Source organism: Stenotrophomonas sp. PAMC25021, from assembly GCF_004795795.1.
Lineage (GTDB): Bacteria > Pseudomonadota > Gammaproteobacteria > Xanthomonadales > Xanthomonadaceae > Stenotrophomonas > Stenotrophomonas muris.
This window is the reverse complement of sequence record NZ_CP039255.1, coordinates 1,817,001-1,831,821: the sequence shown is the minus strand read 5'-3', so window position 1 is coordinate 1,831,821 and position 14,821 is coordinate 1,817,001. Positions and strand designations below refer to the sequence as shown.

Genomic DNA, 14,821 nt, shown 5'->3' with positions numbered 1-14,821 from the left:
TACAGTGCAGACCAACGGTCGGCACCCACCATGATCAAACCTCGGCCGCGCCCGGCGTGGCATACAGCCGGCTCGGGCTGTCCACGCCCGGCAGCTGGATCACCCCGCGTTCCTGCATGCCCAGGCCCAGCAGGATCTTTCCGGACACCACGTTGTCCAGGTCGGTGATGCCATACAGATCGTGCAGGCCCAGCGCTCCGCGTGCATGCGCGAACACTGCCCGCGCCGCCTCGCCGGCATAGCCCTGCCCGGCAAATTCCGAAAGCACCGCATAGCCGATATCCGGCCCCGGCAGGCCATCACGCCGCACCAGCCCGGCGTTGCCCAGCCAGGCACCATCGGACAAGCGCTCGATGGCATACATGCCGAACCCGTTCAACGCATAGCTGTGTAGTACCCGCAGCGCGATGTACTCCCGCGCCTGCGCCTCACTGCGCACATCACGGTCGCCGATGAAGCGCAGGAAACCCGGATCGTTCAACAGCGCCAGCATCGGCTCCGCATCGCGATCAGGTTCGATCGCACGCAGGCGCAGGCGTTCACTTTCAATCGGATGCACGCGCAGACCTCCAATGGAAAAACCGATTGTAGAGCCGTGAGCTGGGATCGGATCCCTTCCCATCGGGAAGCGGTCCGGCCCCGGTCAATCGAACAACGCCTCGATCGCCGCCAACCCGGCACTCGCCCGCTCCTTCTTCCGCGCCGCATCGGCCACCGGGTCCGCACCATCGCGCTGGATCTCCTCGGCCGGGATCTCATCGAAGAACCGGCTCGGCTTCAGCCGCACGTGCTCGCCAAACTTGCGCGTGAGCTTGCTGTAACTCATCCACAGCTGGATCTTGGCGCGGGTGATGCCCACGTACAGCAGGCGACGTTCTTCCTGCAGGTTGCCCTCGTCCAGGCTGACCTGGTGCGGCAGCACGCCGTCCTCGCAGCCGACGATGAACACGTACGGGAACTCCAGGCCCTTGGAGGCATGCATGGTCATCATGCGCACCTGGTTGCCGCCCTCGTCCTTGTCGCTGCGCGACAGCAGCGCCAGCTGTCCGGCCAGGTCGGCCGCAGTGGCACCGCGCGGGCCGCCCTCGAACCACTGCGCCAGTTCCTCGATGTTGTTGGCACGGCGCTGGTAACTGGCTTCTTCCTTGGCCTGCTGGCGAAGTTCGCTGAGCAGGCCGGACTCCTTGGCCACCTTGCGGATCATGTCGCCGGAACTGACCTGGCGCATCTGCGCACGCAGGTCGCGCAGGATGTCGGTGAAACGCGCCAGGCTGTTGGCCGCACGCGGCGGCAACTGCTGCAGGGCGCCGATCGCCTCGGCGGCCTGCGCCATCGGCATGTCTTTCTCCTGCGCCAGTTCGGCCAGCCTGGCCAGCGTGCCGGCACCGACATCGCGCTTGGGTGACTGCACCGCACGCATGAACGCGGTGTCGTCGTCCGGGTTCACCAGCAGGCGCAGCCACGCCAGCGTGTCCTTCACTTCCTGGCGCTCCAGGAACATGGTGCCGCCGGTCAGGTGATAGGGAATGCGCAGTAGCTGCATCGCCTTTTCCAGCGGGCGCGACTGGAAGTTGCCGCGGAACAGGATGCAGAAGTCACTCCACGGCACGTTGCGCGATTGCGCCACGAAGGCGATCTCGGCGGCGACCTTCTCCGCTTCATGTTCGCTGTTGCGGCATTCCCAAACACGGATGCGTTCGCCGTCGGCCTGGTCGCTCCACAGCTTCTTCAGGTGCTCATGCGGATTGTTGGCGATCAGCGCGTTGGCGGCGCGCAGCACGCGGTTGGAGCAGCGGTAGTTCTGCTCCAGCTTGATGATTTCCAGCGCGGGGTAATCACGCCCCATCTGCTGCAGGTTTTCCGGGTTGGCGCCGCGCCAGGCGTAGATCGACTGGTCATCGTCGCCGACGCAGGTGAAGTTGCCCTTGTCGCCGGCCAGCTGCTTGAGCAGCCGGTACTGCGCGTCGTTGGTATCCTGGCATTCGTCCACCAGCAGGTAGCCGATGCGCTCGCGCCAGGCCAGCGCGATCTCCGGATTTTCCTCCAGGATCTGCACCGGCAAACGGATCAGGTCATCGAAGTCGACCGCATTGAACGCCGTCAGGCGCAGCTGGTAGCGCTCGTAGACGCTGGCCGCTTCCTTCTCGCGGTTGCTGCGCGCGGCGGCCATCGCCTGCTCGGGCGACAGGCCGGCGTTCTTGGCGCGCGACACCAGGTTCTTCATGTCCTCGATGTCGTCGGGCTTGGCCCCGTACATCAGGTCCTTGATCTGCGCAGCGGCATCATCGGCATCGAAGATCGAGAAGCCACGCTTCAGGCCCACGGCGGCATGTTCGATCTGCAGGAACTTCAGGCCCAGCGCATGGAAGGTGCAGATGGTCACCTCGTCGGCGTCCTGCTCGCGCAGGCGCTTGGCCACACGCTCGCGCATTTCCTTGGCCGACTTGTTGGTGAAGGTGATCGCGGCGATGCGGCGGGCCGGGTAGCGGCCACAGCCGATCAGGTGGGCAATCTTCTCCACGATCACGCGCGTCTTGCCGCTGCCGGCGCCGGCGAGCACCAGCAACGGGCCTTCGATGTGCAGGACCGCGGCAGCTTGGGGAGGATTCAGACCGTGCATGGGGACAGGATTGTAGCGGGGTGCCGGCAGGCCCACCTGACTTGCATGGCGCCCGCCCGTAAGGTATTGAATCGGCACCGGAACACAGGAGCGTGGTCCATGTCCCCGACTGTCATCGCCCGTCCGCTTGCGGCCGCCCTGCTCGGCCTGCTGGCCCTGCCTGCGGCCGGGTCCGGCCCGCCGCCGCGCACGGATGCCTATGAAGCGATCGTGCTGCAGTCGCACGAGTTCCTCGTCTACCATCCGGACCTGCGCTTCCGTGGGCTCGGCATGCAGGCCCGCGAACGGGGCCGCCACGAAGAAGCCCGCATCGACTTCCGCAATGCCGCGCGCTACGGCGACAAGCTGTCACAGGCAGCGCTGGCCGACATGCTCTGGAACGGGCAAGGCGGCCCGGCTGACCGCGCCCTGGGCTACGCGTGGATGGACCTGGCGGCCGAGCGCGGCACCGAGTGGCTGGTGGTGCAGCGCGAACGCTTCTGGGAGGCGCTGTCCGCCGACGAACGCGAGCGCGCGGTGCGCGAGGGCCGCGCGCTGTACGCCGAGTTCGGTGACCCCGCCGCCACACCGCGGCTGGAACGCGAACTGCGCGCCGGCAGCATGCAGCAGACCGGCAGCCGCGCCGGCTGGAGCGGCGCCATGCGCAGCCAGGGCCGCGGCGATGCCGGGCCGCGCGTGCTGCAACCGGAGAAGCACCAGCTGGCCCGTTACTGGGATCCGGTGGCCTACCGGCAATGGCAGGACGAGGCGTTGGCGAAGTCGGGGCGATGACGTTGGTTTTTTTCCATGGCCATGGCCAGGAGGGCGATCATGAAGGCGAAACACGCTCCACTCTGCCTGTTGCTGCTTCTGTCGACGGCCACTGCCGTCGCCGCAAAGGAATGTCCGGTTGAGGCCCCGCGACGGATTCCGCCCACCGTCCTGACCGGAGGGTTTTTCGATTCGCACCCGGACCTCTTCTGGCGAAGCATGGCCCAACGGGCCGAACAGGATAAACAGCCCGCCAGGGCCCTGGTCTACTACAAACGCTCGGCACGCTACGCCGACAAGTTCTCCCAGGCAATGGTGGCAAGGCTGTACCAGGAGGGTATCGGCACTGCGCCGGACCCGGTGATGGCCTACATCTGGATGGACCTGGCCGCCGAGCGCATGTACCACGACTTCCTGGTCCTGCGGGAACACTACTGGGCACGCCTTGATCCGCTGCAGCAGGCACAGGCGATCGAGCGCGGCCAACAGGTATACGCCGACTATGGCGACCGCGTAGCCAAGCCCCGCATGGAAAGGGCGCTCAGCGACGGGCGCCGGCAGATCACCGGCAGCCGCGTCGGCTACGTGAGCTCGGCCCTGGTCGTCGTGCAGCGCCGCGGCGACGAGCAGGGCATCGCAACGCCAGGCAACATCGTCTACGACAACGACTACTGGAAGGCCGCCGACTACTGGTGCCTGCAGGACAACTACTGGCGGCCAGCGCTTGCGCCCAGCATCGAGATCGGTGCGCCGCAGCAGATCCGCGACGGCGGGCCGGGGGGCGACTAGAATTGGCCGATGGCCAAGCTCTACTTCTACTACTCGGCGATGAACGCCGGCAAGACCACTACCCTGCTGCAGAGCGCACACAACTACCGCGAGCGCGGCATGCGGGTGGCGATCCTGACCCCACGCCTGGACGACCGTGCCGGCGCCGGCGTGGTCGCCTCGCGGATCGGCCTGCGCGCCGATGGCATGGCCTTCGACCGTGACACCGACCTGCAGCGCTGGGTGGAGCAGGATCTGGCGGCCAACGGCCCGATGGGCTGCGTGCTGGTGGACGAGGCGCAGTTCCTGACCCGGGCCCAGGTCTGGCAGCTCAGCGAGGTAGTCGACCAGCTGCGCATTCCGGTGCTGTGCTACGGCCTGCGTACCGACTTCCGCGGGGAGCTGTTCGAAGGCAGCCAGTACCTGCTGGCCTGGGCCGACGAGATGCAGGAGATCAAGACCATCTGCCACAGCGGCAAGAAGGCGACCATGACCGTGCGCGTGGACGAGCATGGCCACGCCGTGCAGGATGGCCCGCAGGTGGAGATCGGTGGCAACGACCGCTACGTGTCGGTCAGCCGTGCGGAGTTCAAGAAGATCACCCGCGGCGAAGGACGGATCGATCCGGCGCAGGCGCCCCTGCCGCTGTAAGGGGTGTTCTTTTGCAGGGCTTGCAGCCCTGCACCCGCGGTAGTGCCGGCCGCTGGCCGGCAACAGCAACAGCAAGAGCTGGCATTGCGTGTGATGGCGGGGCGGTGTCGGACTGCGGGGACGCTGCAAGTACGTCCCTGTAAGCTTGGCAGCCGCATCCATGCGGCTGACACCCCGCACTCCGACACCGCCCCACCTCTGACAGTTGGCCGCGGCTGTTGGTAGGTGTCGACCTTGGTCGACACATCTGTCAGATATCGAATGAAATTCCGGGGTCAGATCCGTTTTCCTTCGTAAAACGGATCTGACCCCATGAGCAATTCCGACAGATCGCGGCGATCTGTCGAAGGCGGGGTGGGTCCGGTGGCGGGAGTGTTCGCGGCAAGGATGCCGCGGCCAAGCCCCCAGGGAAGGGTTTACGGCGTCTCCCGCCACCGGACCCACCCCGCCTACCCTCAGGAAACCAGCGTCTGCTTCGGCTGTTGCTGTTGCTCTGGCCTCTGCAGGTGCAGGGCTGCAAGCCCTGCAAACCCAACCCCTCTTAGTACAGCGTGCGCTCCGGCGCGCCCGCCGGCGGCGGGGTGTACTGGTACAGCCAGGTTTCCGTAAGCGTCTTGCCGCCACTGCGCAGGAACAGGCGGATGTCGATCTGCTCGGTACTGCCTTCCGGCGGCACCAGGTCGAACATCGCGCGATAGCCGTTGATCTCGCGCAGCGGGCGCGCCGACACGATCTCGACCCGGCCACGGCTGGCTTCCACCACCGCCTCGACCTCACCCTTGTCGATCAGGCTGGCCAGCTCGCCCCCTTCGAAGTCCACCGCGAAGCGCCAGCTGAAGTACTCGCGCTTCTTGCCGACCACACCGCCCAGGCCGGTGCGGCTGGCCACGCAGTGCGCCAGCGGCGGGCGCGCCGGCGGTTCGGCGCCCCAGTACAGGCGGTAGCCGACCAGCAGCTCCTGGCCCGGCTGCGGCTTATCCTTCGGGTTCCAGAACGCCACGATGTTGTCGAACGTCTCGTCCACGGTGGGAATCTCCACCAGCTGCACCGAGCCCTCGCCCCATTCGCCCTTCGGCTCCACCCACAGGCACGGGCGCTTCTCGTAGAACACGCCGTCGTCCTGGTAATGGTCGAAGTTGCGGTCGCGCTGCAGCAGGCCGAAGCCGCGCGGGTTGCGGTCCACGAACATGTTGAAGCGCAGGTTGCGCGGGTTCAGCAGCGGCCGCCAGATCCATTCGCCAGCGCCGGTCCACAGCGACAGGCCATCGGTATCGTGGATCTCCGGGCGCCAGTCCCATGCCATGCGGCGGTCGTTCTCGCCCACCTGGTACATGCTGGTGCACGGTGCGATGCCGAGCCGCTCGATCGGCTTGCGCGGGTACAGCGCGCTGTCGATGTCCATCAGCAGCACGTCGCCATTGGTGATCGCGAAGCGATAGGCGCCAGCCACGCTGGGTGAATCCAGCAGGCCGTAGACCACGATCGTGTCCGAATCAGCCGATGGCTGTTCCAGGTAGTAGGCGATGAAATCCGGGAATTCCTCCGGCTTGCCCATCCCGGTGTCGATCGCCAGGCCGCGCGCGGACTGGCCGTACTGGCCTTCCTTGCCGACCGCGCGGAAGTAGCTGGCGCCGAGGAAGGCGGCGAAGTCGCGGTCAGTGTCCTTGCGGGTGTTCAGGCGGAAGCCGGCGAAGCCGAGGTCGGCCGGCAGCTCGCCATCCTTGATGCCGCTCTTGCCGTAGTTGAACGCCGCGCCGTCATAGGCCAGCTCCTGCGCCTTGCCGTCGACCACGTCGAACATGCGCACCGGCGAATGGAAGTACAGGCCCAGGTGGAAGAACTTGGCCTGGAACTTGCCGGGCTGGTCGGCCCACAGCGCATGGTCCTGGCGGTAGCCGATCGACTGGTACTGGTCCCAGTCCAGTCCTTCCAGACGGCCCGGCAGCACCCGCTTGTGGCTCTTGTAGGGCGCCTGCGCCAGCGCGCGCGCCTGGCCCTTCAGGGTAGCGAAGTCGAACGGTTGCGGCTGGCCGAGGCGGCGCAGGCCCATCTGGCCGCTTCTGCTGGCCGCGCACGCGGGCAGGGACGGCAGGCCGAATGCAGCCAGGGCGAGGGAGGCATTGCGGATGAAGTCGCGTCGTTGCATGCAGGCGCGTCAGGCACAGGGAGGAAGGTCGGCCATCATAGGCAGACAAACGTTAACGGGTAGCGGAGACGCGCCCTGCCCGTTCAGCTGCCGCTGGCTGCCGGCTCAGCGCTGGCAGTGGCTGCACCAGACGCTGGCGCGCTGGCCGATGGTGGCGTGCTTCAGCGCGCGGCCACAGTTCGGGCAGGGCAGCCCGTCACGGCCGTACACCAGCAGTTCCTGTTCGAAGTAGCCCGGCGCGCCATCGGGGCTGATGAAATCGCGCAGGGTGGTGCCGCCACGGGTGATGGCATAGCCCAGGATCTCCTTCACCGCGTCGGCCAGCCGCTGGTAGCGTTCGCGCGAGATCTTCCCAGCCTCGCGCAGCGGACTGATGCCGGCCTTGAACAGGCTCTCGGCGGCGTAGATGTTGCCCACGCCCACCACCACCGCCTGGTCCATCAGGAAGGTCTTCACCGGCGCACTGCGGCCACGGCTGCGCGCAAACAGGTAGTCGCCGTCGAATCCCTCGTCCAGTGGCTCCGGGCCCAGCCCCTGCAGCAGCGGGTGGATCTCACCGGCGGGCTGCCAGAGCAGGCTGCCGAATCGGCGCGGGTCGTTGAAGCGCAGCAGGCGGCCGTTGTCCAGACTGATATCCACATGGTCGTGGGCGCGCAGCGGTGTGTCACCGGGCAGCACGCGCAGGCTGCCGGACATGCCCAGGTGCAGCACCGCGCTGCCGATGGCGGTATCCAGCAGCAGGTACTTGGCGCGCCGGCGGATGTCCTCGATGCGCTGCCCCGGCAGCAGCTCGGCCACTTCCGGTGGAATCGGCCAGCGCAGGTCGGCGCGGCGCAGGATCACGCCATGCACGCGGCGGCCCTGCAGGTGCGGCGCCAGGCCGCGGCGGGTGGTTTCGACTTCGGGCAGTTCAGGCATGCAGGGATTCTATCCCCGCTCTGCGGCCGGCACCTGGCCGTCGATGCCGGGGAATGATCCCCGGCATCGACCGGTGTCAGGCGCCCTGGCCGGCGCGCACAGGCTCCGCCGGAACCGGTGCCGCAGCGGCGGAACGGTCCGGGAACAGCGACGGCAGCGTTTCCACGAACCGGGCCAGGCACTGGTCGCTGTAGCGCTCGGCCGTCTGCTTGACCAACGCATAGTCGTCGGCCTGCCAGGCTTCCAGGGGTGCGGCCACCGGTGCGTCGACCTGGCACTGCACGCCTTCGCCACCGACCAGGCGCAACAGCTTGCGGGTATACGGGAAGCCGACGTGCTGGGTCTGGCGCAGCTCGTACTGAGTATCGGCATCGCCCAGTTCCTTGTAGATCAGGGTGAAGCCATCGGCGGTGATCTGCACCGGCCGTACCTCTGCCGGCACAGCGCCCGGATGCGCGGTGAAGTACTCGGCCAGGCGCATGCGCACCTGGTCCTGCAGGTAACCGAAGGCCGGGTTCGGAACGGTCTCCACCCGGGTTCCCTTCAGCTGGTCCTTCTTGAACGAGCTGCCGCCGAGCGTGCCGGAAAACAATGACACGGCAACCTGCGCGGCCACCAGCTTGCCGGTGGTGGAACGCTGCACCAGGCGCAGCGTCTTGTCGCCGACTGGCTGGCCATCCGCGCCCATCTGCAGCTTTACGCTCACCGGCACCCGGCTTTCCCAGGCAGGCAGCTCCGCCACGGCGGCGACAACGCCGGCATCAGCGGCGGGAACGTCTGCAGCCGTCGCCGTGTCGGACGGGGCGGTCGGGGGTGGCTCATTGGCCAGCACAGGCGAGGCGATGACGAGGCTGCCGAGCAGCGCGGCCGCCAGCAGGGGTGGGTTCGATTTCATGGGGGATCCTTGGGTCGTGTCGGGCCAGTGCAGGCGATTCCGTTCGGCATCGATCATCGCAATGGCACCGCACTCCCTTCCATGTCCTTCCCCCTACCGCGATCCATCGCGGTCGACATGCCAGATCGCCTTACCCGTGCGGATCGACCGGTACCCGGGATCGCGTCGAACCCACCATCGGCAGCACGCCGGGAATCTTTAGCGCGGAGGCGCCGCCAGTTCGCGCGCATCCAGGAAACCATCACCGTTGGCATCCTGCTTGTGGAAGCGCTGCACGATCACCTGCCGCTGCTGCTCGCGGCTGATCGCCCTGCCCTTGCCACCGGGCAGCTCCTCGGCCGTCAGCACACCATCACCGTTGCGGTCCATGCGGTCGAAGGCATACAGCATCCACTGCACGTACTCGGCCTCGCTGACCCTGCCGTCGCCATCGCTGTCCATCCGCTGCAGATAGCTGGCGGTGTCGGTGACCTGGGCCAGCGCCGCGCCCGGCAGCAGTGCCGCCAGCAGAAGCCCGTACCCTGCCCTCACGCGCCCACCAGGCTGTAGCCCTTCAAGCGTGCGGCGTAGGCCTGCAACGCCGCGATACCGCTTTCCTCGGCCTCGCGGCACCACGCCTGCAACTGGTGCAGGCGCTCGGCGGCATCGTGGCCTCGGGCTTCCAGCAACGCCGCCAGCCGCGCGCGGTACTCGACCAGGGTGCGGATGCGCGGGCGCTGTGCCACCCATGCGCTGAGCTGGGCACGGCTGTCCGGCTTCAGCCAGCGACCATCGTTGACCAGTCCACGGCGCAGCCGGCGCGGCAGCAGGCGGCGCAGCTTGGCTCCGGCCTGGGCGGCTTCCTCGCGCAGGGCCGGCATGAACACATTGCGCTGGTAGTCCGTCATCGCCTGGAAGCGGTGCGACAGCAGCGCCTTAAGGGTCTCGGCATCGGGCACGGCGATGTTCGGACGCACGTCCATGGCCGGTGCCACCCGCAGCACCTTGGCCAGGCGCAGCGCCTGCAGCAGGCGGATCGCACTCCAGCCGATGTCGAATTCCCAGCGCCGCATCGCGAAGCGCGCCGAGCTGGGGAAGGCATGATGATTGTTGTGCAGCTCCTCGCCACCGATCCAGAACCCCCACGGCGTGAGATTGGTGGAGGTATCGGCAGACTCGTAGTTGCGGTAGCCCCACCAGTGGCCCAGGCCGTTGACCACGCCGGCCGCCCAGAACGGGATCCATGCCATCTGGATCGCCCACAGGGCCACGCCGGGCAGGCCGAACAGCACGCTGTTGATCACCAGCAGCAGCACCGGGCCCAGCGTGGCGTGCGGGGTATACAGGTGGCGCTCGATCGCATCGTCCGGGGTACCGCGCCCGTACTGTTCGATGTCCGCGCGCATGCCGCGTGCCTCCCGGTACAGCTCCACGCCGTGCCAGAACACCCTGCCGATGCCGCGGGTGACCGGGCTGTGCGGGTCGTCCTCGGTCTCCACCTTGGCGTGGTGCTTGCGATGGATGGCCACCCACTCGCGGGTGATCATCGAGGTGGTCAGCCACAGCCAGAAACGGAACACGTGGGCCAGCGCCGGGTGGAAATCGACCCCGCGATGGGCCTGGCTGCGGTGCAGGTACAGGGTCACCGAGAAGATGGTGATCTGGGTGAAGACCAGGAGCACTGCCAGCATGGCCCACCACCCCAGGCCGAGCACACCACCGGTCAACAGGGACATCAGGGCATCAGGCATGACGGCTCTCCGGATCGACGCGGGGATGGCAGACATGATGGCCGCTTGCGTTGCAAACTGCATCCCTGCGGCGATGTATCGCATCGCCATCCGTGGCACCGTTCACAGTTGGGGACCTGAGTTGTCGAGCCTTGATCCACGCGCCAGCGCCATGACCGCCGCCCCGCCCGTCGCGGAGCTGCCCCCCTTGATCGAACTGGACCGCGCCACCGTGGTGCGCGGCCAGGTGAAGGTGCTGCACGGGCTCAGCCTGCGCATCGCGCAGGGCCAGCACACCGCCCTGCTCGGCCCCAACGGCTGCGGCAAATCCACCTTCATCAAGCTGATCACCCGCGAACTGTATCCACTGGCGCAGGGCGACGGCACGGTGGCGGTGAAGGTGCTGGGCCAGAATCGCTGGCAGGTGGACCGGCTGCGCTCGCAGCTGGGCATCGTCACCGGCGACCTCAGCAGCAACCTGGCCGACATGCCCGGCCTGACCGTGGAACAGGCGGTGCTGTCCGGCTTCTTCGCCAGCTACGTGGTGCCGGCCTTCCGCGAGGTGACCGCCGACATGCGTGCACGCGTCGGTGAAACGCTGGCGATGACCGGCGCCCTGACGCTGCGCGAGCGCGCCTATGCCGAGCTGTCGGCCGGCGAGACCCGCCGCGTGCTGATCGCCCGCGCGCTGGTCAATCGACCGCAGGCACTGCTGCTGGACGAACCCTCCACCGGGCTGGACCTGGTCGCCCGCGAGCAGCTGGTGGCGACCATGCGGGTGCTGGCGCAGCAGGGCATCACCCTGGTGCTGGTGACCCACCACATCGAAGAGATCATTCCCGAGATCGAGCGCGTGGTGCTGCTGCGCGATGGTCGCGTACTGGCCGACGGCACCCGCGCCGAGCTGCTGCGCAACGAACCGCTGTCGGCGGTGTTCGGCGGCGCGATCACCGTATGCGAGCAGGAAGGCCGGCTGACCGCGTACGCGGGGTGATCGACATGCCACTGTAGAGCCGAGCCGATGCTCGGCTGCTCCTGATCACGACAAACAGCAGCCGGGCATCGGCTCGGCTCTACAGGATGCAATGCAGCGGGCCGGATATCCCGGCCCGCCACCGCCGTGCTCAGAACCGCAACGCCAGCGCGCGCGACTCGATCGGTGCCATCCGGCTCTGGTCCTGCAGCTGCAGGTCGCGCAGTTCGTACGGCGCACCGAAACCGGCCGGCAATGCGGCCTGGTCGAACGGCAGCACCAGCTGGCCTGCACCGGGGCCATCAAACCACGCCGCCGCATGTGCCTGCGCGACCGGCTTCAACTGGCCATCGCGGGCCGTGGCGTACAGCGTGCCGCGTGCTTCGTAGCGGCCAGCGGCGGCCACCTGCAGCGGCAGTGCCACCTGGCGGCTGGACGGGTTCGGTGCCGCCTGGCCACTGAAGCGCGCGGTCGGCCGTGCCACCGCGAAAGCCACCTTGCCGTCGCGCAGCACGCCATCGGCCTGGGCGAACACCTGCAGTTCCCACAGCCCCTGCACGCTGCCGAGATCGGCGGGGATGCGCACCTGCGCGCGCAGGCTGCCGTCGGTGGTGCGCAGCAGGCGCTGCGGCCAGCTGCGGCCATCCGGTGCGACCAGCAGGGCTTCACCGCCCAGGCCGCCACGGCGCGATGCCAGCTGCGCGGTGGTGGCGCCGTCTTCCAGCAGGCGTGCCTGCAGCTGCACGTTGCCACCAGCCAGCACCTGCGCCTGGTTGGCCTGCACTTCCAGCCGCAGCGGGCTGTTCGGCTCAAGCACCTGCACCACATAGCGGCCCTGCGCCTGCGTGCTCTGCAGCGTGTACGCACCGGCCGAACTGGTCGCGCCGGTGCGCAGCATGCTGCTGCCATCACTCACCGGCATGCCGGCATCCTGCAGCGCGCGCGCATCGACACTGCGGGCCACGCTGCTGCGGCCGGCCGGGTCGCGCACCTGCAGGGTGTTGGCCGGCAGCGCGCGGGCACCTGCGGCCGGGCTCAGCTGGATCACCGCATCGGGCGCCGTCAGCGGCAGGTCCAGGCCGCGTTGCAGCTGCGTGCCATCGACCTGCTGCCAGTAGCTGCGGCTGACCGAGGCATACGGCGTGGCCGCCTGCAGCGGTTGTGCCGGGTCCAGCGCCCAGGCAAAGGACAGCGGCGCGTGCTCGCTTTCATCGGCGGGCAGCGGCGCGGCCACCAGTGCGGCAGGCACCTGATCGCCCGCGCGGGCGGCCTGCAGCGGCTGCGCGGCCTGCGCTGCGGAAAGGGACAGCACGGCCAGCAAAGCACTGGCCAGCAGGGTGGAATGGTTCGTCATGGTCATCTCCCTCACTGGTTCAGGTCGTTGCGCAGCAGGGTGCCGAGGCCGAAGCACTCGCGCCGGCTCTGGTTGTGGCTGAGTGGTTCGGCGCCCTGGGTGCGTGCCTTGTCGGTGAACCAGGTGGTGCCGGCAGCCTTCTGGCTGCTGCACTCCAGGAAGCCATCGGAGCAGGACGACAGCCAGTTCTGGGTGAACTCCAGGCCGACATTGGCGGCGTAGCCACCGCAGTAACTGTTGCTGTCCCACACCGCCGATTCCACATCGCTGCCGACCACCGCACGGAACGGTTTGGGCAGCGCCGGGCGACCGGCCGTGCCGTACAGGTTCTGCGCGTTGTAGGTGGCCATGCTTGCCACCTGCTGCTGGCGTACCGCGTCGTTCTTGTAGCCCAGCAGCCAGCCCAGCGACGTTTCGAAGGTATTGCCGTTGAGCACTGCATCGGCCAGCGGTGTACCGGCCGAGGACGGAGCCAGCGCATTGACCTTGCGCACCGTGCGGATGATCTTCGGATAGCGGCTGTCGTAGGTCGGGTTGGACAGGATCCAGCGCATCACGTTGCCGCCGTTGGAGTGGGTGATCACCACCAGCTGGGTGATGCCACGGCTGTCGATGAAGCCGGTCAGCTGGTTGGCCAGGCAACCGGCCGCTTCCGGTTTCCACATGTACTGGGTGAAGTCACAGTTGATGACGACGTAGTTGCTGCTGTTCGGCAGACCCTGGCGCACGGTGTCGATGATCGCCGGCTGCCAGTAGTCCTGGGTGGCATTGGTCTGCGCGCCGGTGCCATGCACGAAGGCCACGCCGACCACGTCGGCGGCCTGCGCCGGGGCGGTTGCCAGCCCGAGGAGCAGGGCCAGGACGGTACTTCCTGTTGCGGTGCTGCGCATCGCTTCTCTCCCTCTGTCAGTGGATCCCCCCGACCCGGCTGGAACTGGACGGCCTCTCGACCCCGTTGTGTCGATGCTCGCGGCGCAGGCGCGTGAAAGTCCGTGCGCTGCGCCCGGATTCAGGAGACTGACGACACTCGATGACGTTTTTCATACTGCCCCGATGACCATGCCGGGTCTGGCCGTATGACCGATGGCCACTGCGGTGTCGCATACGGGCTGCGATCATGACGCGATGTTTTTCCTCTGGAGCCGTCCATGTCGCTGATTTCCCACACCGCCCGCCCACTGCTCGGTCTCACCGTTGTCGCGGTCCTGGCTGGCTGCGCAGCCACCGCCAGCAAGCCGACCGCCGTCGAAGCCAACATCACCACCAAGGCGGTGGGCTATCTGGACACGAGCGCGGTTCCGGCCAGCCTGGACCTGGTGCCGGCACCACCGGCGGCCGGTTCGGCCGCCCTCGCCCTGGACGAACAGGTCAGCCGTGAAGCCCGCGCGCTGCGTGGCAGCCCGCGCTTCGCCCAGGCCGGCGTCGATGCGGAACTCGGCTTCCCCGAAGGCGCCAACCACTTCTCCTGCGCCGCCGACATCGACGTCGATGCAGTGAAGACCCCGGCGCTGTACCGACTGCTGGAGCGCAGCCGGATCGACGCCAGCGCCGCCACCAAGGCGGCCAAGAACCACTACCAGCGCCCGCGCCCGTTCATGGTCAACGGTGAGCCGACCTGCTCGCCGAAGGACGAGGACGGCCTGCGCAAGAACGGTTCCTATCCGTCCGGCCACACCTCGATCGGCTGGGCCTGGGCCCTGATCCTGTCGGAGATCGCGCCGGACCGCGCCGATGCCATCCAGGCCCGCGGCCGCAACTACGGCGAGAGCCGCCTGGTGTGCAACGTGCACTGGCAGAGCGACATCCTCGAAGGCCGCTTCATGGGCGCGGCCGCCGTGGCCCGCCTGCATGACAACGCTGCCTTCAACAAGGACCTGCTGGCCGCACGCAAGGAGATCGAGGCGGCGCGCAAGGCCGGTCGGCACTCCAGCCGCGACTGCGCCACCGAGAATGCGGTGCTGAAGGTGCGCCCGCAGAGCGCGCTGTAGGCCACGCCTCTGTAGAGCCGAGCCATGCTCGGCTCAGAGCAGCCGAGCG

At 67.9% G+C, this 14,821-nt stretch carries 14 protein-coding genes; 5 read left to right on the top strand and 9 right to left on the bottom strand.

Going from position 1 to position 14,821, the window contains the following annotated elements; genetic code table 11:
• Positions 1–34: 34 nt before the first annotated feature.
• Positions 35–559 carry a GNAT family N-acetyltransferase gene (locus E5790_RS08670; protein ID WP_111205507.1) on the bottom strand — a complete coding sequence of 175 codons (525 nt, stop codon included), beginning with the start codon at positions 557–559 and terminating at the stop codon, positions 35–37.
• A gap of 84 nt (positions 560–643) precedes the next feature.
• A complete protein-coding gene (locus E5790_RS08665; RefSeq protein WP_111205506.1) occupies positions 644–2,620 on the bottom strand; it encodes a UvrD-helicase domain-containing protein in 1,977 nt (658 codons plus the stop codon).
• A 99-nt stretch (positions 2,621–2,719) separates the two neighbouring features.
• Here E5790_RS08665 and E5790_RS08660 point away from each other — a divergent pair, with 99 nt between their 5' ends.
• Genes E5790_RS08660 through E5790_RS08650 form a run of 3 tightly spaced genes read left to right on the top strand, consistent with a single transcriptional unit; the run spans position 2,720 to position 4,789 of the window.
• Complete coding sequence (locus tag E5790_RS08660; protein WP_014645443.1) at positions 2,720–3,391, top strand: SEL1-like repeat protein; 672 nt, start codon at positions 2,720–2,722, stop codon at positions 3,389–3,391.
• Positions 3,392–3,430: 39 nt separating this feature from the next.
• Positions 3,431–4,159, top strand: coding sequence for a sel1 repeat family protein (locus E5790_RS08655; RefSeq protein ID WP_100450849.1), 729 nt, complete (start codon positions 3,431–3,433; stop codon positions 4,157–4,159).
• Positions 4,160–4,168: 9 nt separating this feature from the next.
• A complete protein-coding gene (locus tag E5790_RS08650) occupies positions 4,169–4,789 on the top strand; it encodes a thymidine kinase (RefSeq protein ID WP_008264720.1) in 621 nt (206 codons plus the stop codon).
• 541 nt (positions 4,790–5,330) lie between these two features.
• Here the strand turns inward: E5790_RS08650 and E5790_RS08645 are convergent.
• The 5 genes from E5790_RS08645 to E5790_RS08625 form a co-directional block, all read right to left on the bottom strand.
• On the bottom strand, positions 5,331–6,935 hold the full coding sequence (locus E5790_RS08645) for a glucan biosynthesis protein D (protein ID WP_046427647.1): 1,605 nt from the start codon (positions 6,933–6,935) through the stop codon (positions 5,331–5,333).
• A gap of 105 nt (positions 6,936–7,040) precedes the next feature.
• Positions 7,041–7,853 (bottom strand): bifunctional DNA-formamidopyrimidine glycosylase/DNA-(apurinic or apyrimidinic site) lyase, encoded by an 813-nt coding sequence (gene mutM, locus E5790_RS08640; RefSeq protein ID WP_014645439.1) that lies wholly within the window; start codon positions 7,851–7,853, stop codon positions 7,041–7,043.
• Between the two features lie 76 nt (positions 7,854–7,929).
• On the bottom strand, positions 7,930–8,748 hold the full coding sequence (locus E5790_RS08635; RefSeq protein ID WP_014645438.1) for a hypothetical protein: 819 nt from the start codon (positions 8,746–8,748) through the stop codon (positions 7,930–7,932).
• A 198-nt stretch (positions 8,749–8,946) separates the two neighbouring features.
• Positions 8,947–9,279: a hypothetical protein gene (locus E5790_RS08630; RefSeq protein WP_014645437.1), complete on the bottom strand. Its 333-nt coding sequence runs from the start codon at positions 9,277–9,279 to the stop codon at positions 8,947–8,949.
• Positions 9,276–10,478, bottom strand: coding sequence for a fatty acid desaturase (locus E5790_RS08625; protein WP_014645436.1), 1,203 nt, complete (start codon positions 10,476–10,478; stop codon positions 9,276–9,278). The genes E5790_RS08630 and E5790_RS08625 overlap by 4 nt, the downstream gene beginning before the upstream one ends.
• Positions 10,479–10,629: 151 nt before the next feature.
• On the opposite strand from E5790_RS08625, the gene E5790_RS08620 reads away from it, so the two are divergent.
• Positions 10,630–11,451: an ATP-binding cassette domain-containing protein gene (locus tag E5790_RS08620; protein ID WP_032962356.1), complete on the top strand. Its 822-nt coding sequence runs from the start codon at positions 10,630–10,632 to the stop codon at positions 11,449–11,451.
• Positions 11,452–11,581: 130 nt separating this feature from the next.
• Here E5790_RS08620 and E5790_RS08615 read toward each other — a convergent pair whose 3' ends face one another.
• Positions 11,582–12,784: a DUF4785 domain-containing protein gene (locus E5790_RS08615; protein ID WP_111205512.1), complete on the bottom strand. Its 1,203-nt coding sequence runs from the start codon at positions 12,782–12,784 to the stop codon at positions 11,582–11,584.
• Between the two features lie 11 nt (positions 12,785–12,795).
• On the bottom strand, positions 12,796–13,674 hold the full coding sequence (locus E5790_RS08610; RefSeq protein ID WP_032962353.1) for a hypothetical protein: 879 nt from the start codon (positions 13,672–13,674) through the stop codon (positions 12,796–12,798).
• Positions 13,675–13,932: 258 nt separating this feature from the next.
• Between E5790_RS08610 and E5790_RS08605 the strand changes: the two genes are divergently transcribed.
• A complete protein-coding gene (locus tag E5790_RS08605) occupies positions 13,933–14,772 on the top strand; it encodes a phosphatase PAP2 family protein (protein WP_049408886.1) in 840 nt (279 codons plus the stop codon).
• Positions 14,773–14,821 lie beyond the last annotated feature (49 nt).